We start from the raw sequence: 19,661 nt of genomic DNA, 5'->3' as shown, positions 1-19,661 counted from the left end.
TCTATATAATTCAATTTTATTAAAGTATTGTTTTTGAATGAAGTATTTAGAATAAGCGATTTGTTATTCTGGAGGAGGGGCGGCGATGCTGCTCCTCTCCGTCTTTGCGTTGAGCCGCTTTCGTTATGCTGCAAGTCGAAATCATCTGTCATCATGGGAGTGAATTCGTTGAAATATTATCTAGGCGTCGACGGCGGAGGCAGCAAAACTTATACGCTGATCGTCGACGAGCAGGGAGCTATTGTAGGCAAGGGACACAGCGGCAACGGAAATCATCAAATCGATTACGAGACGGCGAAGGCTAATATCGGCGAGTCGGTCGAGATGGCCCTGACACAAGCGGGACTGAAGCGAGAACAGATCGAATTTGCCTATTTCGGATTGGCGGGCGCGGATAGAGAGATCGACTACGGCATTTTGCGTCCAATGATCGCAGAGCTCGGATTTCCGCGGCATGAGATCAATTGTGACACAATGATCGCGCTTCGGGCCGGTACGGATCGGCCTTACGGTGTCGTCCTGATATGCGGCACCGGCTCCAACAGCGCGGGCGTTAGCCCGGAAGGGCAGTTTTATCAATGCGGGGGCTTCACTTATATGTTCGGCGATTTCGGGGGAGGCGGCACGCTTTGCGTAGAGGTATTCCGCACGGTCATCCGCGCTTGGGACGGCCGAGAGCGTTCGACATTGCTCACTCAACTGGTACTGGACGATTTGGGCTACGCAAACGTGCAGGAAATGTTCGACGATTACTTGGACCACAACAAAGTGCCGCCGTTGAGGCTTGCGAAATTGCTGTTCCAGGCGGCGAAGGAAGGGGATGAGGTTGCTGCGGACATTTTGCGCATGCAGGGAATCGAACTTGGCAAGTCGGCTAAGGCGGTCATTCGGCGGCTTGTGATGGAGAGCCTGACGTTCGACGTCGTTCTAGCCGGCAGCATCGTGACTCGCGGCGAAGGAGACTTCATTCACAAGTGTATCCGCGAGGCTGTTCAAGAGGTCGCTCCGTCCGCTCGCGTCGTCACGTTGGAGGTCGAGCCGGTCGTCGGAGCGGTCTGGCTGGCGATAGAGGCGACGGGCATCGAGCTGCCGCGCGCCGTATACGAACGCTTGCGCGGCGTGGCAGAATTTAGCCTGGCTTAAATCAACACGACTACCCTAATTTAAGGAGAGAGAACAACATGACGAACAAACAAAGCTTGAAGATCGCGGTAATCGGCGGAGGTTCTTCTTATACGCCGGAGATTGTGGAAGGCTTCATTAAAAACTACGAGAAGCTGCCGATTCGCGAACTATGGCTGGTCGATATCGAGGAAGGTCGTCACAAGCTCGAGATCGTCGGCGAATTGGCGAAGAGGATGGTGGCGAAGTCAGGTCTGCCGATGGAAGTTCATCTGACGCTCGATCGCCGGCAAGCGATCGAAGGCGCGGACTTCGTCTCCACACAGATGCGGGTAGGCTTGCTTGAGGCGCGGAAGTGGGACGAGCATATTCCGAACAAATACGGCGTAATCGGGCAAGAGACGACCGGCCCAGGGGGCATGATGAAGGCTCTCCGCACGATTCCCGTCCTGCTTGACATCTGCAAGGACATTGAGGAACTGGCGCCGAACGCTTGGTTGCTGAATTTCACGAATCCCGCCGGTATGGTCACCGAAGCCATCTCCCGTCACTCCAAGGTGAAGAGCATCGGCTTATGCAACGCGCCGATCGGATTGCATAAGTGGTTGAGCAAAAAATACGACACGACGCCAGACCATCTGTACACCGAATTCGTCGGCCTTAACCATTTGCACTGGGTAACGCGGATCGAAGTGGACGGCGAAGACAAACTGACGGAGCTGCTCGATAAGCGCGAAGAATACTCCGGCAAAAACGTGCCTGCAACGGAGTGGGATCTCGACTTCCTCCGCGGTCTGGGCGGGTTCCCTTCCTACTATTTAAAATATTTCTACCTGACAGACGTTATGCTGGAGGAACAGCTCGAATCGCTGAAGGCGAAAGGTACGCGCGCGGAAGTCGTAAAGCGTGTCGAAGACGAATTGTTCGAGCTGTACAAGGACCCGAACCTTGAAGAGAAGCCGAAGCAGCTTGAGCAGCGCGGCGGTGCTTATTACTCCGAGGCCGCGGTTAACCTGATGGTTTCCCTGTATAACGACAAGCGAGACATTCAGACGCTGAACGTGACCAATGGCAAGACCTTGGACTTCCTTCCGGAGGACGCCTCTATCGAGGTCAACTGCGTCGTGACTGGCAAAGGTCCGATTCCGCTTCCGGTGACGAAAGTGCCGGAGCAAACTAAAGGACTGATCCATGCGGTGAAATCGTACGAAAGGCTGACGATCCAAGCGGCCATTACCGGCGACCGCGAAATCGCGCTGCAAGCGATGGCGGCTCACCCTCTTGTTCCGTCCGTCAATGTCGCCAAGGTGCTGCTGGACGAAATGCTGGAGAAAAACAAACCGTATTTGCCGCGATTTTTCCGGTAAAAACACGGAAGAGCCGCTCCCTTAAATGGGCGGCTCTTCGTCGTTTTGGGAGGTAGTCTTTCAGGTGCGAGCAGCGGCTCCCTTACTGGAGCGCGTATTTTTGATCAATCCGTGTCCGAACCTTCCTCTTCATCCTCTTCTTTTTCCAGCCGTCTTTTCTCGAGTCCTTTGCGGATGCCGAAGGCGATCGCAGCCCCCGCATCGTCGTCCAGTCGCGAGTAGTTGGTTTTGCCGCTGCCTTCGGCCGCTTTGATGCTGTGCATCATCGGATGCGGACCTTCATCATATTTGCGGTCGTCATTCACGAGCACGAGATTGCGAGAGCGAACTTGTCCGATCGGATACCCCTGTTTGCCGGCTTTGTTGATTTTGTGTTCCAGTGCCGGAGGCTTGTCGTTCTCGTTGCGCAGATCGAGCGATCCGGATTTCAGCATGAGTTTTAAAGCTTTGGCTTGCTTGGATTTTAATCTTTTGGCAATGATCTTCTCTTCGAATTTGTTGCGCTTCATGAGATAACTGGTCATTTTAGGTACCGATTTGTTGAACTTTTTGCGGTAGTCGCCGTATTTCAGAGGAATTCTCGTTTTTCTGGCTTTGCGGGCGGATTTGATCGGGATGATGTCGCGGTGCGCCGCAAACAGGATCGGATTGTCCCGGACGCTGACAACGCCTTGGCGATTATCGTGAAGTCTGCCGACTTCTCCGAACGTGTCCTGCGTCATATCGTTGTCGTCCTCCCGATCCTCCGCAACCCGGTCAGAAAGCTCCTTCAACTCGTCCACGTCCTGATAGGGCTCCATGACGGAGTAAATCTGTTCGAGCGCTTCGACGAACGTATCCTCGTCCATCTCGCTTTCGTTGTCCGAGGAGTCGTAGTCTAACGTTTCATGCACGTAATCACGCGATTCTCCATCCTCTTTTTTCTCCAAATATTCTCCGTACTGCTCCTCCGTGAATGAGTCAACCCAATCCATGGTATCCTCGTCCTGCTCCTCGTAATCCGATTCCTCCTCTTCGAGATCCGAATCCGCCTGACTCGCCTGGCTCATCAATTGAAGGGCGGCGCTGTTGCCGATCGCTCCCAGCATGGACAGCGAGGGGACAGATCCAGGCACATAGCCGGAAGCGGGAGTGTTGGGGACATGGGTATTCGTATTTGTTTTTGCGCTGGACGATGAGGACTGAACTTTCGGAGTTTTGGGCATGAGCGAAGCCTCCGGTCAAATGATATCCATTTTTTTCATTTTATCATTAGGGATGAGGGGGTGAAAAGAGGTTCGATACAATAAAATGTGCTATAATAGAACAAATGTTCTGAGCGAGGAGAGCGCGCGATGGCGGATACAATATCCCTGTCCGTCAGGGGGCTTGTTGAGCATGTGTTTCGCGGCGGCAGTCTCGATTCCGGCTTTCGGGCGGCTAGTACGATGATCGAGGGGACAAAAGCGCATCAGAAGCTGCAAAGCAAATACGGCGAGAGCGACCGGAAGGAAGTATATTTGAGCGCGGAAATTGTGTGCGGAGAGCTCCTGTTCGTCGTGGACGGCCGGTGTGACGGACTGCTGGCCTCCGAAGACGGAGCGATAACGATTGAGGAGATCAAATCTACGGTTCGCGATATCGAAGCGATGACGGAGAACGAGACTCCCGAAGTGCATTGGGCGCAGGCTTATTTCTATGCATATATGTACGCGATGGAGAATAGAGCGGAACGGCTGCGCGTCCGACTGACTTACGTTCAGGTGGACACGGAAGAGGTCAGGTGCTTTGAACGAGAGAAGACTCTGGCCGAGTTAGAGAAGTATGTTCGGGACGTGACGGAGGCGTATGCTCCGTATGCGCGCATGTTGGCCGAGAATAGGCGGCTTAGAGACGAGAGTATAGCGGAATTGGAGTTTCCGTTCACATCTTACCGCGAGGGGCAGAGGAAGCTGGCAGGGGCCGTCTACAAAACGATCTGCGAAGGCCGAAAGCTGTTTGCCCGCGCTCCCACGGGCATCGGGAAGACGGTTTCGACGCTGTTTCCCGCGATTAAGGCGATCGGCACGGGCAAGCTGGAGCAGTTGTTCTACCTGACCGCCAGAACGATTACGCGGACCGCTGCGGAGGACACGCTGGCGACTATGGCCCAGCAGGGGCTCGTTCTGCGGTCCGTGACGATTACGGCGAAGGAGAAGGTATGTTTTCAGGATCAAGTAGACTGCCGCCCGGAGAGCTGCCCTTACGCCAATGGCTATTACGACCGGATCAACGAAGCCATTCTCGATCTGCTCGGCAACGAGACGTCGATCCGCCGGGAAACGATTGAGCGGTATGCTCGCAAGCATGTCGTATGTCCGTTCGAAATGTCTCTGGATGCGGCGTATGGCGCGGATGCGGTTATAGGGGACTACAACTATATTTTCGATCCGAGAGTGTCGTTAAAGAGATTGACCGGCGAGCGGAAAAAGCGGACGGCGCTGCTCGTAGACGAGGCGCACAATCTGGTTGACCGGGCGCGGGAGATGTATTCGGCCGTACTGGAGAAGCGGGAGTTTCTGGAGCTCGAACGGGAATTCAAAGGGGTTAGTCTATCGATCCATACGGCCGCCAAAACGATTAACAAATGGTTTGTCGCGCTGAGGAAGCAATCAGAAGGAGAGCCGCTCGTGTCCAAGGAGGTACCGGACGGATTGCAAGTGTTGATTGAGGAGTTCCTTGGCCGGGCGGAGCGGGAGCTGGCAGGGGGCGGTCCGGGCGCGGGAAGCGAGCGGCTGCTGAACGCTTACTTCGCGGCTGCGGGCTGGATTCGAACCGGGAAGCTGTATGATGAACGCTATGTGGCCTATGCGGAGTTCGAGCGGAACGAAGTTCGGTTGAAAATGTTCTGCCTGGACCCTTCGCATCTCCTTGCGCAGATGGGGAAAGGATTTTTGGCGCATGTTTTTTTCTCGGCTACGCTGTCCCCGCTGGGCTACTATATGGATATGCTTGGCGCGGGAGAAGAGGATTATTCGGTTACGCTCGGTTCTCCCTTCGCCAAGGAGCAATGGGAGGCGAGGATTATTCCTCTCTCGACGAGGTATGCGGACCGGGAACGGACGAAGGAGCGGCTGACGGCGGCTTTGTTGGATTTTGCGGGACAGAGACGGGGCAACTATCTCGTGTTCTTCCCTTCCTACGAATATATGAACGGGATTTATGAGGAATTTGCGGCGCAGTCGGAGGGAAGCTGGCAAACGCTGCTTCAGACGCCCGATATGGCGGAGGAAGAGCGGGAGCAGTTTTTGGCTAGGTTCGATGAGGCCAACGAGGAAACGCTAGTTGGCTTCGCGGTCATGGGCGGTATTTTCTCGGAGGGGATCGACTTGACCGGGGACAGGCTGAACGGCGTTGCCGTCGTCGGAGTCGGTATGCCGCAGATCGGATTGGAGCGGAATCTGATTCGCAGTCACTTCGACGCGCAAGGGATGAACGGTTTTGATTACGCCTACGTGTATCCCGGCATTAACAAGGTGCTGCAAGCCGGAGGCCGGCTGATTCGCACGGAGCTTGACCGGGGGCGGTTGATGCTCCTTGACGACCGCTACCTGCAGCCGAAATACGCCCGTCTGCTCCCGGAGGAGTGGCGAGGGTGACAGTAGCGGGACAAGGCGGAACGGAACGCCTTTTCGGTTATGTCTTGTTAGCGCAGTCGTGCTGTGCTATATTAGGTGCTACCTAATATTTTTGGCAAAGAGAGGGGATCGAGGAATGCTGGAGTGGGTGCTGCGCAAAGCGATGCTGGAGAGAGGCGTGAGGTCAGGCGCGGAGCTGATGCGGCTGCTGTGGGACAAATCGGGATACCGGATGTCCGCGCCGTCCATCAGCGCGCTGATCAACGATCAGCCCAAGCAGATGAAAAGCGATACGCTGGACGCCCTGTGCACGGCATTGGAGTGCTCGCCCGGCGACCTGTGGGTCTATACCTCTCCCGAACAGACGAAGGGAGCTTGACTTAAGTGTCCGTATTGCAAATTGTTCCTTTCGGGGAATCCATTCTTCGCAAGAAAGCGAAGCCGGTAGAGACAGTGACGCCGAAGATCGCCAAGCTGCTGGACGACATGGCGGAAACGCTGCATGCGGCCGAGGGCCGCGCCGGACTGGCCGCGCCTCAGGTCGGTATTTTGAGGCGGGTCATCGTCATGGACTGCGGGGACGGCTTGATCGAGCTGATCAACCCCGAGATTGTCGAAACGAGCGGAGAGCAGGAGGGGGCGGAAGCTTGTCTGTCCTATCCCGGATATCACGGGTTCGTGAAAAGGGCGAACTACGTGAAAATTACGACGATGAACCGGCAGGGGGAGACGGTCGAGCTGGAGGGGGAAGGCTTTCTTGCTCGGTGCATCCAGCACGAGATCGATCACCTGAACGGGGTTCTATTCGTCGATCACGTTCAGGGATCTTGGCTGTTCGCGGATCAGACGCAGGATAAAATTCCTCTATTCGAAGTCGTCAAGCTGACCAATCAAGGGCTGTAGGCGGGCAATCGCAACACTACGACGAAACGCGGGAGTCGACAATGAACAAAATCGGCAATCAGCAAATGATGCGCGATATTAACAAATCGCTGTTGCTCCACCAGATTTACGCATACGGGCCGATCTCCCGCGCGGAGCTTGCCCGCAAGACGAAGCTTAGCCCTTCCACCGTGTCCATCCTGATCGATGAGACGATCCGCGAGGGCGTCGTCTACGAGTCCGGCACGAGCGGATCGGGCGTTGGCCGGAGGATGACGCTGCTGAGCATCAAAGCCGACAGCGGCTATGCTCTGGGCGTGGATCTAGGCGGATCGCGCTGCGCGCTGCTCAATATGCGCGGGGATATCGTCTCCTCCGAGACGATTCCTATGTTGCGGGGAGAGTCCGAAATCACGGAGCGGCTTCCGGAGATTGTTGCGGCGTTTCTTGAAAGCTGCCGAATCGATACGGCCCGTCTGCGAACGGTCGGTGTTTCGGTTCCGGGACGCATCGACGCGACACAGCGCGTCGTTGTGCGGGCAAGCCCGATCGAAGCGGAGAACTTTGCGCTGGCGGACGTAGTGGAGAGAGCGACGGGAGCCCGCGCTTTTCTTGTGAACGATCTCGATGCCGCCGGCTTCGCGGAACGGTTCAACGGGGCGGCGCAAGGTCTCGACACGATTGTCTACATTCTGATCGGTTATGGCGTCGGCGCGGGGATCGTGATCGATAACCGCGTCTATCGCGGCAGCGAGGGCGGGGCGGGCAGCCTCCCCAGGCTTTATCCGTACGGCACGCGAAGGCTTGCGGGGCAATTGGCTCAGGAGATGCCCCGGACGTTCCCCGCACAGGACGCGCCGGAGGAGATACTGCAGCGTTTTGTTGCGCTCGGATTGGAGCAAGCGGACGGACCGGCAGGTCGGCAGCTCACTCAGGCGACGGAAGCGATCGTGGAAGAATGCGTCTCGATCGTTCAATTGCTCAATCCCCAGCAGGCAATTCTAAGCGGATGGATTGCCGAGAACGAGAGCTATTTCGAACTGCTGAAGACGAAGATTCAGAGTCGGGAGACAGGGAAGCTGCGCCGCCCGACTCCGATTACGGCGGCGCATTGGAAGCTGCAGGGAGCGGCGGTAGGCGCAGCCACGCTAGGGCTTCATCACATTTTTCGAATGAGGGAAGTCGACTAAAAAAACTTCTCTCCGTCTTCAATCTGGCAAGGATAATTAATTTATTCGTCGAATAAATTAATTAAAGAACAGAAGGAGGAGATGTGGAGATGAAGCTGTCGATCGGAGGATATTCTTTTAATCATCTGTCTCTCGAAGGAAAGATGGACGTGTTCGGCTATTTGGAGTCGGTCAAATTCCGCTACGGTCTGGATGCCGTCGATTTGTGGAACGCTCAGATTGCGGAGAGAACGGCGCCGCTTCTCACGCTGGCTGACGAGTCGTATTTAAGGAAGGTGCGCGAAGCTCTCGACGAGAAGGAGCTGCGTCTTGTGAATCTTGCCATCGATACCGCACATCTGTGGGATCCGGATCCGGCCATGCGCGAGGCTCTCAGGAAAAATGCGCTGGCGCATTTGAGGGCTGCCGCCATTCTGGGGGCGGAGACGGTGCGCATCGATACGGGCGGATACGGAAGCGACAGGTTTTCGGAGGAAGCTTTTACCCATATTGTAGAAGGCTTTCGGGAGTATTGCCGGATCGCAAGCGACAACGGAATGCGTATCGGTCCGGAAAATCATATGGGTCCTTCGCTCGTACCGGGTGAGATGAGAAGATTGGCGCAGGCGGTGGACGATCCGTCATTCGGGATTTTGCTGCACATGGGTCGTTGGAATGAGGAGCGGGAAACCGGGGACGAGCAGGTGGCGCCCTGGGTGTTCCATACGCATTTCGACGCGCAAACGGCGGCTTCATCCGAATCTGCGCACACAGTCGCCATGCTAAGGGACGCCGGCTTTGACGGTTACTGGGCCATTGAACACAATGCGACCGTAAATCCGTATTCCGAGATCTCCGCATTGCTCAAGCAGGCCGAATCCCGGCTGGGGGAAGCGGGCATAACCGCTTAGACAATCCATTCATCGGAGAGGATGACGACAAAATGAGCAGCGTCAGATTAGCCATTATCGGAACAGGACAAATCGGCAAAATGCACATCGCCAATTACAAAGCCATTCCCGGGGCGGAGATTGTCGCCGTATGCGATGTGAATGTCGCTGAAGCCGAGCGTGTGGCGGCCGAGCACGGAATCCCATCGACGTACGCCGATTTTCGGGAAATGTTGAAGCGAGACGATGTAGACGCAGTTGACGTATGTCTTCATAATAACTATCATGAGCCGGTAACGGTTGCGGCCCTGAACGCAGGCAAACATGTATACTGCGAGAAACCGATCGCGGGGGCTTACGCCGACGGGGCGCGCATGGTCGAAGCGGCTCGCGGCACCGGGCGGATGCTGCATATCCAGTTGAATCGATTGTTCTCGATAGAGACCGCGACGGCCAAGGAGTTGATTGACGCCGGCAAGCTCGGCAAGCTATTTCATGCTCGCTCCGCGGGATTCCGCAGAAGGAATCGTCCATTCGTGGACGGGTACGGCACGCCGGCTTTTACCCGCAAGGAAACGGCTGGAGGCGGAGCCTTGTTCGATATGGGCGTCTATCATATCTCTCAATTGCTCTACTTGCTCGGCAATCCTCAGGTGTCGAGAATATCGGGCCAGCTCTATCAGGAGATGGCGATGGCCGAGGAAAGGCGAAGCGCCAGCGGCTTCGATGTCGAGGAATTCGCCGCAGGCTTCGTTAAGTTCGAAGGCGGCATCACGATGGATATCGCGGAATCATGGGCGATTCACCTCGGCGGCTTCGAGGGAGGCGCGATTGTCGGCTCGGAGGGAGGAATCCGCTTGTCCGGGGCGGTGTCCGATGCGGAGCCGAACCGCTTCGCCTTCCATACGGCGATAGCGGACTTGGATATGGATTGCTCGGTCAATCTGGAGCTTGCTCATGTGCGTCGCCGCCGTCTGGCCGAGTATCCGGATGCTTACGAATCGTCGCAGCATCACTGGATCGCGGCGCTTCGCGGACAAGTGCCGCTGCTGCCGACTGCGGAGATCGCCTTGAACACGATGCTGGTCAGCGAGGGCATCTATTTATCGCATGAGAGGGGCAAGGAAGTAACGGCGGAGGAGACGATAGCCGGCTCTGTCTCCCGTTCCGTCCCTCTATAATGAAATTCAGGCTTGAAAGGAACGGAGCGCAATGACGGAACGACCAGCCTATTCATTCAACATTCTAAGAGTATTCAATTTCGTCATGTACGGCGCTCTGGCCGTATACGGTACATTTTTTTCCTTATATCTTAAAGATATTGGCATCTCCCCCATCGAGATCGGCACGTTATTGGCGGGCGGGCCGATTGTGTCCCTTGTGGCGAATCCGCTGTGGGCTTATTGGGCGGATCGGATGCGCAACAACCGCATCGTGCTTATTCTGGCACTGATAGGCGCGTTCGCAACCATGCAAGTCGTGTTCTCCACAGGCAACGAACCGCTGATCTATGGGGCTATCCTGGTGTATTTTATTTTTCAGAGTCCGTTGTTTACGCAAAGCAACAGCCTTATTCTGAATACGATCGAGGGAACGCGGCATAAGTTCGGGGCTTTCCGGATGTGGGGATCTTTGGGCTGGGCCGTTACGGCCGCAGCGTCCGGCCCTCTGATCGGCCATCTGGGCATTCACAAGCTCTGGGTCGTATTCGATGTCGCGATGCTCGTGGCGATCGCGATTGCTTTTTTGCTGCCGAGGGGCAGCGAAATGCAAAATGCGGGCTCCTCGAACAAAACGTCCTATGCCCAAATATTCGCCAACAGGCCGTTTCTGATGCTGCTCGGAATCGGCGTTCTCGTATCTGTGCCCAACTCGATCAACGGAACGTTCGTCGGTCTGTATATCGATCAGTTGGGCGGCTCGGCTTCTGTGGTCGGCTGGTCGATGTTCGCGACGGCTTTCCTCGAAGCCCCGGTGTTTCTGTTGATGGACAAGTATATGAAGAGAAGCGTAAAGCCGATGGTCGGCTGGCTGGTCATTGCCAGTCTGCTGTATACGATCCGCTGGGCGCTGATGGGCACGGCGGATACGGCGCTTCAGATCGTAGCGATCCAGTTAATGCATTGTGCGACTTTCGGTATCTATTATTATGTCGGAACCCAACTGACATCGCTGTTTGTGCCTGCCGAATATCGTTCTTCCGGTCAAGCGATTTACGGTCTGACGTGGGGCGGGGTGTCGGGGATTTTGGCGGGAACCGTCGGCGGTTGGATGTTTCAAGAGCTCGGCCCGCAGGAAATGTACAGGATCAGTGCGGGAGTTACGCTTATGGGCACGATCGCGTTTTGCGCAATGCTTAGGATGGTTTCCAGAAGAAGGTTCGATCGACTCCCGGAAGGGAACAATAGTGGGGCATAACTAATCAACGCAAGGAGGATTACGAATGTCCGAACATAACCATGTGGTCGACAAGGATGGCGATATTGTACCTGAAAGGGTAGGGGCTGCCATTTCCAGAATCGAGCCGTCGGAGCGGGACCGTATCTTAAGAAATTTCGAGGAGTTCAGAGGGTATTTGAATCGACGAATTCGGATGGCCGAAAGCATCGGGATGAGCGAGGAGCAAATGGCTGTAATCGCGCAGAAGGTAGCCGATTATCTGGCAAGCCATGAGGAGCCGCGGAATAACGAGGAGCTGCTGCTTCAGGAGCTATGGAAAGCAGGCACGGACGAGGAGAGGCATGCGCTCGCTCATATGCTGCTTAGGCTGGCTCAAGGAAACCGGACGCATTAACGGCGAGAAGCCTTTTGGGGCATAGCTCCGATAGGAAGATTTACCGAAGGCAGGTTCGAGGAGAGTGCGAGAGGCGGACGCTCCCTCGGACAGATGAAACTAAACTGCCGATCGCTTCGTCAGAATAGCGAGGTGATCGTGCAGATGAGGAGAAAGCGGATCTGGCTAGTCATGCTCGCCGGTTTATTGCTTCTGGCGGGCTGCGGCATGTCGAAACCGGCGGGAAAGCCGACGGAAGAGCCAAGACCGAGTACGCAAGAAAACCCGCCGTCGGGAGAACGAAGGCCGGAGGTTACGCCTGTCGAGTGGAAGGGCACGGAGTTTCGACAGGTTGTCGTCAGCCGCTCGCAGCGGTTCGGAAGCGTCTATCCGGCGGCGCTGGGGGCGTTCGAGGGACAGAAAGAGCTTGAAGCGTTCGTTAAAGCGTTCCGCTCCGCAGAAAAGATGGGAGGTCAACTGGACATTGCCAAGCCGGAATACGACGTGTCGTTTGTCGGCGAAGATGGCGAAGCCGGTTTTCATCTGTGGTTGGGATACGAGTCGGGAACGAAAGGCTTGTATACCTATGTGGAGGATAGCGGGACGGGGTATGTGTTGTCCGAGGAGCATACCGACAGATTGCGAGAATTGATCCGTTCGCTGGATTACACGCCGGAGCAAGCCGCCGCTAACGGGGACATCGTGAACGTACACGGCAAGCTGACCAATTTGGACAACTGGACGGAATTCGTTGAGCAAGTCCGGTCGGGCAATCTGGCCGAGGCGCATATTACGGCTTACACGATCGAAGGGGACCCGATCTTTGAGGACTTGCTCTTCGATGGGCAGGCGATTCAGTACACGTACGACAATTCGATGGATGGCTTCGGCGTGCCCCGGAGATCGACCGACTTTTGCAAAAATCTGGAGCAAGACGGATTGCGCTACACGCTCTCCAAATGTGATGACGATAAGTCCAGGGTTGTGCTCGATCTGAAAACCGTCGAATAGCAAGGGCTGTCCCGTAAGTTAAGTTGCTTAATATGATCGATAAAAAAAGAAAGCGAATGCGAACGACGCCGATTTCGACTGCGTTGATGACGATGTATTGATTTTTGCCGATGCGGTAACGGTAAGATTTTATTCGGGTGTGGTTCACGTTCGGCCTCCCAACGCAACAAAATAAGCCCCCTCGCTGGATTCGGAACGAGAGGGCTTATCGGCATTCGGATAAAGAAGCCGCTTGTTCGCGGTTGCCGGTTAGTAGGCCGGCCGCAGCTGATTTATCCGTAGTATCCTATGACTTGAACTCGATGGAGCTGGCCAGCTCTGCGCCATTTTCTCCCGCATGGTAAACGGACAGAGTATCTTTGCCGTCGTCAACGACAAGGTACGGACAGCAGTCGAACAGAATCAAGCCTCGCAGTTCCCCTTTGACCCGAATCGATTCGTGGAAGCCTTTTTTCAGATCGGAAAAATCGTTGGCGGTATAAGCCACGACCTCATCGCCAATCTTCTCGGCATAGTGATGTCCGGTTCTGCTGACGACTTTATCGCGCGACGCGGCATGAATGCGTCCGCTGTAGTAGGCGTCAACCGTATCCGTTTCTTTGCCCTTGGCGAATTCCGGCCAGAGGTCGCTGAATACCATATAGCCGTTTTTATCGTTCTTAATCAGAATCATCGGGACCTGCATCGGGCCGTATGGGAGAACGAACAAGTCTTTCAGCTCTCCGATGCGATCCTTGCCCTTTGTCTGGTACAATTGGCCGTCCTTGTCATACACATATACTTGTTTCTCGATCTGAACGGCGGCAAAGCCGCCTTCCGTCTGTATCGAGGCTTTAAGAGCGCTTGATGCCGGGGGGCCTTCTGCGGCATGGGCAAGCGTTGGCACCGTCAAGGCGCATACAAGCGCAGCGGCGGCCATGAAACGAATCGTTTTTTTCATGTTAACATGATCTCCTTTGGATTACTTCGATTGTATCCTTCGAGGAGTATTATAGTCCGTTCGTTGTCATGGTAGTAAGTTACCGCCGTCATTGTTTTTGTCACGTTACCGTCATGCTTTTTGCAGCCTTATCGCTCGAGAGGCGGACGTCTTCATCAAATAAGGATAGAGCAGAATTAGCCCCGCAACGTAAAGCGCTGCCGCGAAGTAAGCGGGAAGCAGATGGATAAAATCCCGGTAGCCGATGCTGAAGTGAACGCTTAATCCGGCGATGAACGCCGGCGATCCGCCGGCAAGCAGCGTCCACCAGAGCCAGCGCTGCCCTTGCTGAATTCCCCATAGCGCGACAATGAGCAGCATGACCGCATCTGAAAACAAAGCGCCGCCGAATCCCGCCCGGTCGTGAGCGATCAGGGGAATCAGCTTCGGATTGGCGGCATTGAGCTCGGCCGGAGTCACGCCCATAAAAGCGAGATCCTGGGGTACGAATACGTTGGTCACGCCGACGCCTGCAATGACGAGCCCGCCAACGCTGAGAGAGACGCCCAATGCGACAAAACAAAGCTGACCCCACAGACCAAGCCGCCATTCCCGGCTGTTGCGCAGATTAACCGGCTCGCGCAGCGGTTGATCGGGATTGCGGCGCATAGCGAGCAGAAACATCGGCAGCAGGATCAGCGCCGCCGCCGCATGCAGCGGATCGAAGAACCCATATCCCAAATAGAGAAAAAAGCTTGGAAAACCAACTGCCCCGGAGGTCAATACGGCCGTTCGCGCCCAATGCTGGCCGGATTTCATCCCGTATTTGCCCAATCTATAGTAGAGAATGCCGATGGAAATCATCGTTCCCGCCAACGTAATCCGGTCGTGGGACATAAAGTGAAGCAGATGCTCGTTAATCCGTCCTACCTCGTCGCGCGCCATGCCCAGGTAATCTTCATCGTATGGGAGCAGCACGGAGGATTCGGCGATTAGCCAAGCGACGACGCCTCCGAAAATCATTCCTAAGCCGAGCAGGCACATCCATCCCCAGTGCTTCCAGAAGGAGGGAGGCACTGGGGTGGGCGTGCCGGATAACCGTTCATGAATGACGGCCTCGTTTATTCTCTTAGGCAGCCCCGGACCCGAGTCGACGAGTCCGCTATTTAGCAGCAGCTGATCGGCTCCGGCCCGAAGCGTTTCGACGGCGTCCTGCGGTTCGTGGATGCCTGCGGAAGAATGGATCAGCCAGTTTTTCGCAGGGATGCACTCTCTAATCAGCCTGATTTTCTCCAATGCGAGAGACTTTCCTTCCAGCCCGAACTGAGCGGCGCCTCCGGGTTTTCGAAGAGCGCCGCCGATCATACAGCCGGTCCACAGCCCGCGATCCATGACGGGCAATATGTGCTGGAGCTGCGCATTCGGAAAATCCAGCGGGATATAAAGAAACGATAGCTGTGAAGGAGCTTCCGGCATGCTGCGAATGAAGGCCGAGAACTGTTGGACTTGTGCGAGATTTTCCTCCAGGCTGCTATCAGCGGCCAAAGCTTCGATATAAAAGCCGGCAACCTTCGTCAGGGAGAAGGCTTGGACGAGAAGGCGCAGCTGTTCGATTGCCTGATCGGAAGAAGAACGGGGTTCCGGCGCTATGCGAACAAACCGGGGTAAGCCGTCTTTGGACTTATCCAGCATGCTAAGAGAGCGAACTAGGCCGGGATTCTCGTATTCCTGCGGATACATGATCGTTCCGGATGTCCGTTCGTTGACGATCGGCTCTTCGCTGACGACCGGGCGTACGGTGACGGGACCGATCTCGATGAACCCAAATCCGAATTGCGACAGCGCGCGGTGGGCAATTCCCGCAGGATCAACGCTCCCGGACAGCCCTAGAGGGGTCTGAACAGGAAGCGACGCGATTCTATCTTGCAGCAAGGGAGACGGCTCCATATGGCCAAGCGTCTTGATCAGGAACGTTCCGCCCGGAATCCGGCTGATTCGCCCCATTGCGCCAAGTGTGAAGCCGCGGGCGATTCTGGACGGCAGCCGCGACAGGACAGGCTTAAATAAAGTTTGATAGGACCAATCCGGCACGCTATCCACTCCCTGTTTCATGGTCAGCAAAAGTATACCATATTCGGCAAGATGCGGGCCGCGGAGCGGCGAGGTTGTCGTCCGATATTGAACCTGATAAGATTCGTATAGGCTATAATAATCTATTTGAGCGATGGGAGATCGGCGTACGACATGAAATTCTCCGTGCAATTTTTATCGTTCTTCGTTATTCACAATGAGGGCTCCGATCCGGACGGTCCCAAGAAATATAAGCATTACCAGACGCTAACGCACGAGGAATACCAGGATAGCGAGCTGAAGGCGTTCCTTGACGGGGAGTTCAAGCGAATCGCCAAGCGCAAAGCCGAGATTAACGCGGTGTCCGAGAACGTGCCGACGAAGATCGGAAGGTTTATCGTAGAGCCGGGCTACGACTTGACGAGCAACCCGAACTATAACCTTTTCCAACGGCTGCGCACCGCGAACGACAAGGTGGAATTTCACAATTTCAGCGACGACGTGCTACGGTTATATATGGACACCAACTCGGTTCGCGGCGGCGCGTTTGTCATGGCGACTGCGAAGCTGAACGAGCTTTATGACGATCCGTTCCTCTTCCTGTTCAAGTGCGACTTCGAGTCGAAGATCGCCAGGGTATCCGATGAACGCAGCCTGATTACGCAGGTCGAGATGGCGATCAACGCCAAAAACATTAAAGCGATCCAATACCCGCATATGCCCGAGGAGGGAATGGTCGAGGAGTGGGAGCTCAAAATCCATCAAGCTTCCCACGCGCGTTATTTCGAGGATTTCCTGAAGTATGTCAGCTACGAGAAGTCGAAGCCGGAGATCGTCGCCGACCAGGTGATGGAGATGGTTCACCAGTATATGGAGACGAAGTGGCAGGCTGCGGATATTCCGTATTACGACGCGGGTCCGGAAGCGGAGGAAGAGGTCGCGGGCGCGCCTGTGACGGAAGAAGTGGCGGCCATGAGACAGGAGAAGCAGCAGTTCGACGTCTGGGCGGCAGGGGAGAAGCGCGAGCTTCAGGAAAAATGGTCCCACGATCATGTCGTGGAAGCGACTAAGCAGCTTGTGGAGCTTCAGCCGGATCTGGAGCTGCGGTTCAAGCTGGACGACATTCTGATCAAAGGGCATATGGAAGATTACGGCGGCAACATCCATATCGCCAAGATGAACGGACGGTACGTCGTGCTGATCGAAGGGGATTCCTTTCAGTTCGAGAAAGGCGTGTCGCCGATCGAGCTCCTTCATCCGGAGGAGATGCAGGATGTGCTGCAACGCGTCGGCAACGGAGTGCGAAGAAGGGCGAGCGGCGAGGCTCCTTCTCTGGATTGATCGGCGGCTCGAGAGAGAAACTGTTCTATCGAGGCGAAGCTTACTATGAAGGTTGAATATGTTGAATTTCACGCAAGAAAAAATAGAGCCATACGAACAAAGCTCAAGCTGGCCCGTCTGATCGAGCGGGATCGAGGGGGCTGGAAGTATGCGCTGGCTGCAATGTGCGCGTTTAATAGCGCAGCGGTCTCCGTCTCCGTTCTCGGTATGCCGACAGGGCTTGGCAGAACGTTCGATATTGCGGCGGCGCTGCTGTTGAACGCAGCGGGAATGGGGCTTGCCGCAGGGATCGTCGCGGCGCTTCTCGCCCTTGCGGGCTCCGACAAGGTTCCGCGATTTACGGTGGGCGGGGCGGTCTATACGGGGGTGCTGGCGTACTTCGTATTTTATTTCTCGGGTTTGGGCTGGAAGACTTCTCTGGCGTTTGCTCTGACGGCTACATTAATCAGTGCGGGCTTCGGACTTCTCGTCGGACTCGTAGTTAGGAGAGGTCCTCCTAACAGGCGAATTGCGCTCGGAGTAGTGGCTGCGATTGCTGCGTTGGTTGTTATGACAGAAGTTCCATCCTTGCTGCCCAGCGGCGCCGTTTCCGACGCGGACGAGGCGACGGACGCGGGAGCTTCCGGCCAGCCAGAAGTGCGCGCCTCATCGTTGCTTCTCTCCGATCCGTCGCAGCCGGGACGCAATGATTATCGCAATTTCACTTATGGGAGCGGCAAGGACAAGCATCGTTCCGAGTTCGGGAAGGAGGCGGAGCTGGCGTCCCCGTCCGTCGACGCTTCCGCCTATATCGAGAGCTGGCCGTGGCTGCGCCAGCAATTTTGGGGCTTCGACGAGACCGAGCTGCCGCTGAACGGAAGAGTATGGCTGCCCGAAGGGGCCGGGCCGTACCCGGTGATGCTGATGGTGCACGGCAATCACCTGATGGAGGATTTCTCCGACGCAGGCTACGGATACTTGGGGGAGCTGCTGGCGAGCAGGGGAATTGCGGCTGTTTCCGTCGACGAGAATTTCTTCAATTATTCCGTCTGGTCGGGCATTCCGGATCAGGATATAAAGCTGCGAGCGTGGCTGCTGTTGCAGCACATCCGACTTCTTCAATCGTATTCGACGGATGAGGGCTCGCCTTTCTACGGTCGAATCGATTTTGATCGGGTTGCGCTGCTCGGGCATTCTCGCGGGGGGCAGGCCGCGGCTATGGCTGCGGATGCCGACCGCTGGTTTGCGGGCGATGCCTCCCTGCCGGATCGCGACTCTTACGAAATTCAAGCCGTGATTGCGCTGGCTCCTACGGATGCGGAGGTGGATGGGGAACGTCCGCAGCTGCGGGACGTTTCTTACTTGACGCTGCAGGGCGCCAAAGACGCTGATCTGGTGAATTTCTATGGCGATCGCCAGTATGGGCGAGCGACATTTTCCGGTAACGGTAGAGCATTCAAGGCTTCGCTCTATATCGAGGATGCGAATCACAGCCAATTCAACACAACTTGGGGAAGCTCGGACAACTCCATGCCGGGCGGTTTATTTATTCGGCCCAAGGAGCTGCTTCCTGCCGAGGAACAGCGTGGCATCGCCAAGCTATACGTGTCCGCGTTTGCGGAAGCAACGCTTCATCAGTCGCGGGAGTACGATGCTTTGTTTCGGGACTACAGGGCGGCTTCGGCTTATCTTCCGGATACGCGATACTTTAACCAATATGAGAACGACGATTTCAGAATGTTGGCCGATTTCTCGGGAGAGGATCGTGAACAGCCGGCTTGGGGAGTGACGGCCGAAGCAAGCGGTCTGACCGATTGGCAGCATGCGAATGCGCTTGATCGTCAGGGAGAGGGCAAAGCCGATAAAGGAGTCGAGCTGGGGTGGGAGGAGGAAGGCGATTACACGATCGTCATCGGCTCCTCCCTGGAGGAGAAGCCCGAGGAGGAAGATTTGTTGATGTTTTCCTTGGCGAATAGGGGGCGAGAGCTGGAGGAAACGTTGGAGGCCAAGGGTGGAGAGGAGCAGCCTCAGGCCCTGGAGGAGGCTATTGAGGAAGCGATGGAGTCCAGCTTATCCATCGACATCGAGCTGGAGGATCGCTCCGGTAATTCGGCCAGACTGCCGCTTGAACAGTTCATGGAAGCCGAGCCGCAGGTAGAGACGGAATTCACCTGGCTGCCTGCGCTGGAGCCAATTGTGGCCGACGGAAAGTTCAAGGACGCGGAGGAGCCGGTCTATCAGACGTATGAGCTTTCGTTGAAGGACTTCGTAGAAGAGAACCCCGACTTCGATCCAAGTGAGTGGGAGCGGGTTACTTTTCATTTTAACGAGGGGCCGGGGAAGGTAATGTTGGATAGCGTCGGTTGGATGACCGATGAGGGAGCGGCGGAGTGAGCCTTAATTAAGGTTATAGGATTGCCAAATAGACAGCCATTTCTCTGGTGGAAAAGCAGGGAGAGATGGGTGTCTATTTTATTTTCGGAAATAATAGAAAAATATACAAAAATACGACCGTTTTCGATCTTTATACCCATACTTTTGG

The 19,661-nt window shown here is 55.6% G+C and carries 16 protein-coding genes; 13 read left to right on the top strand and 3 right to left on the bottom strand.

All coding sequences use genetic code 11. The annotated features are described in order from the left end of the window. Positions 1 to 168: 168 nt before the first annotated feature. Both J4772_RS34140 and J4772_RS34135 read left to right on the top strand, forming a co-directional pair. Entirely contained in the window at positions 169 to 1,143 is a 975-nt protein-coding gene (locus tag J4772_RS34140) for an N-acetylglucosamine kinase (protein ID WP_209073276.1), read from the top strand. A 38-nt stretch (positions 1,144 to 1,181) separates the two neighbouring features. Next, positions 1,182 to 2,489: a 6-phospho-beta-glucosidase gene (locus J4772_RS34135; RefSeq protein WP_209073275.1), complete on the top strand. Its 1,308-nt coding sequence runs from the start codon at positions 1,182 to 1,184 to the stop codon at positions 2,487 to 2,489. Between the two features lie 104 nt (positions 2,490 to 2,593). Here the strand turns inward: J4772_RS34135 and J4772_RS34130 are convergent, their stop codons facing one another. Continuing rightward, positions 2,594 to 3,694 carry a hypothetical protein gene (locus J4772_RS34130; RefSeq protein WP_209073274.1) on the bottom strand — a complete coding sequence of 367 codons (1,101 nt, stop codon included), beginning with the start codon at positions 3,692 to 3,694 and terminating at the stop codon, positions 2,594 to 2,596. Positions 3,695 to 3,823: 129 nt separating this feature from the next. Here J4772_RS34130 and J4772_RS34125 point away from each other — a divergent pair, with 129 nt between their 5' ends. The 9 genes from J4772_RS34125 to J4772_RS34085 all read left to right on the top strand — a co-directional run bounded on the left by J4772_RS34125 (position 3,824) and on the right by J4772_RS34085 (position 12,810). Next, positions 3,824 to 6,106, top strand: a complete 2,283-nt coding sequence (locus J4772_RS34125) for an ATP-dependent DNA helicase (RefSeq protein ID WP_209073273.1) — start codon at positions 3,824 to 3,826, stop codon at positions 6,104 to 6,106. Between the two features lie 115 nt (positions 6,107 to 6,221). Beyond that, positions 6,222 to 6,464: a helix-turn-helix domain-containing protein gene (locus tag J4772_RS34120; RefSeq protein WP_116064853.1), complete on the top strand. Its 243-nt coding sequence runs from the start codon at positions 6,222 to 6,224 to the stop codon at positions 6,462 to 6,464. A gap of 5 nt (positions 6,465 to 6,469) precedes the next feature. Continuing rightward, positions 6,470 to 6,988: a peptide deformylase gene (gene def, locus J4772_RS34115; protein ID WP_209073272.1), complete on the top strand. Its 519-nt coding sequence runs from the start codon at positions 6,470 to 6,472 to the stop codon at positions 6,986 to 6,988. A gap of 41 nt (positions 6,989 to 7,029) precedes the next feature. Beyond that, positions 7,030 to 8,157 carry an ROK family transcriptional regulator gene (locus tag J4772_RS34110; RefSeq protein WP_209073271.1) on the top strand — a complete coding sequence of 376 codons (1,128 nt, stop codon included), beginning with the start codon at positions 7,030 to 7,032 and terminating at the stop codon, positions 8,155 to 8,157. Between the two features lie 89 nt (positions 8,158 to 8,246). Continuing rightward, positions 8,247 to 9,047 carry a sugar phosphate isomerase/epimerase family protein gene (locus tag J4772_RS34105; RefSeq protein ID WP_209073270.1) on the top strand — a complete coding sequence of 267 codons (801 nt, stop codon included), beginning with the start codon at positions 8,247 to 8,249 and terminating at the stop codon, positions 9,045 to 9,047. Positions 9,048 to 9,079: 32 nt separating this feature from the next. Beyond that, a complete protein-coding gene (locus tag J4772_RS34100) occupies positions 9,080 to 10,207 on the top strand; it encodes a Gfo/Idh/MocA family protein (protein ID WP_209073269.1) in 1,128 nt (375 codons plus the stop codon). A 31-nt stretch (positions 10,208 to 10,238) separates the two neighbouring features. Beyond that, entirely contained in the window at positions 10,239 to 11,444 is a 1,206-nt protein-coding gene (locus J4772_RS34095; RefSeq protein ID WP_116064858.1) for an MFS transporter, read from the top strand. Positions 11,445 to 11,469: 25 nt separating this feature from the next. After that, entirely contained in the window at positions 11,470 to 11,820 is a 351-nt protein-coding gene (locus tag J4772_RS34090) for a DUF3243 domain-containing protein (RefSeq protein ID WP_116064859.1), read from the top strand. Positions 11,821 to 11,964: 144 nt separating this feature from the next. Then, complete coding sequence (locus J4772_RS34085; protein WP_209073268.1) at positions 11,965 to 12,810, top strand: DUF4362 domain-containing protein; 846 nt, start codon at positions 11,965 to 11,967, stop codon at positions 12,808 to 12,810. A 286-nt stretch (positions 12,811 to 13,096) separates the two neighbouring features. Here J4772_RS34085 and J4772_RS34080 read toward each other — a convergent pair whose 3' ends face one another. Both J4772_RS34080 and J4772_RS34075 read right to left on the bottom strand, forming a co-directional pair. After that, positions 13,097 to 13,750, bottom strand: a complete 654-nt coding sequence (locus J4772_RS34080; RefSeq protein ID WP_209073267.1) for a transporter family protein — start codon at positions 13,748 to 13,750, stop codon at positions 13,097 to 13,099. 111 nt (positions 13,751 to 13,861) lie between these two features. After that, positions 13,862 to 15,820 (bottom strand): dihydroorotate dehydrogenase, encoded by a 1,959-nt coding sequence (locus J4772_RS34075; RefSeq protein WP_209073266.1) that lies wholly within the window; start codon positions 15,818 to 15,820, stop codon positions 13,862 to 13,864. Positions 15,821 to 15,973: 153 nt separating this feature from the next. On the opposite strand from J4772_RS34075, the gene J4772_RS34070 reads away from it, so the two are divergent. Then, on the top strand, positions 15,974 to 17,140 hold the full coding sequence (locus J4772_RS34070) for a DUF3900 domain-containing protein (RefSeq protein WP_209073265.1): 1,167 nt from the start codon (positions 15,974 to 15,976) through the stop codon (positions 17,138 to 17,140). Between the two features lie 45 nt (positions 17,141 to 17,185). Further along, entirely contained in the window at positions 17,186 to 19,513 is a 2,328-nt protein-coding gene (locus J4772_RS34065) for an alpha/beta hydrolase (RefSeq protein WP_209073264.1), read from the top strand. Positions 19,514 to 19,661 lie beyond the last annotated feature (148 nt).

Source organism: Cohnella sp. LGH, assembly GCF_017671885.1.
Lineage (GTDB): Bacteria > Bacillota > Bacilli > Paenibacillales > Paenibacillaceae > Cohnella > Cohnella phaseoli.
The sequence above is the reverse complement of the archived record's forward strand: the minus strand, read 5'-3'. Positions and strand labels throughout refer to the sequence as shown.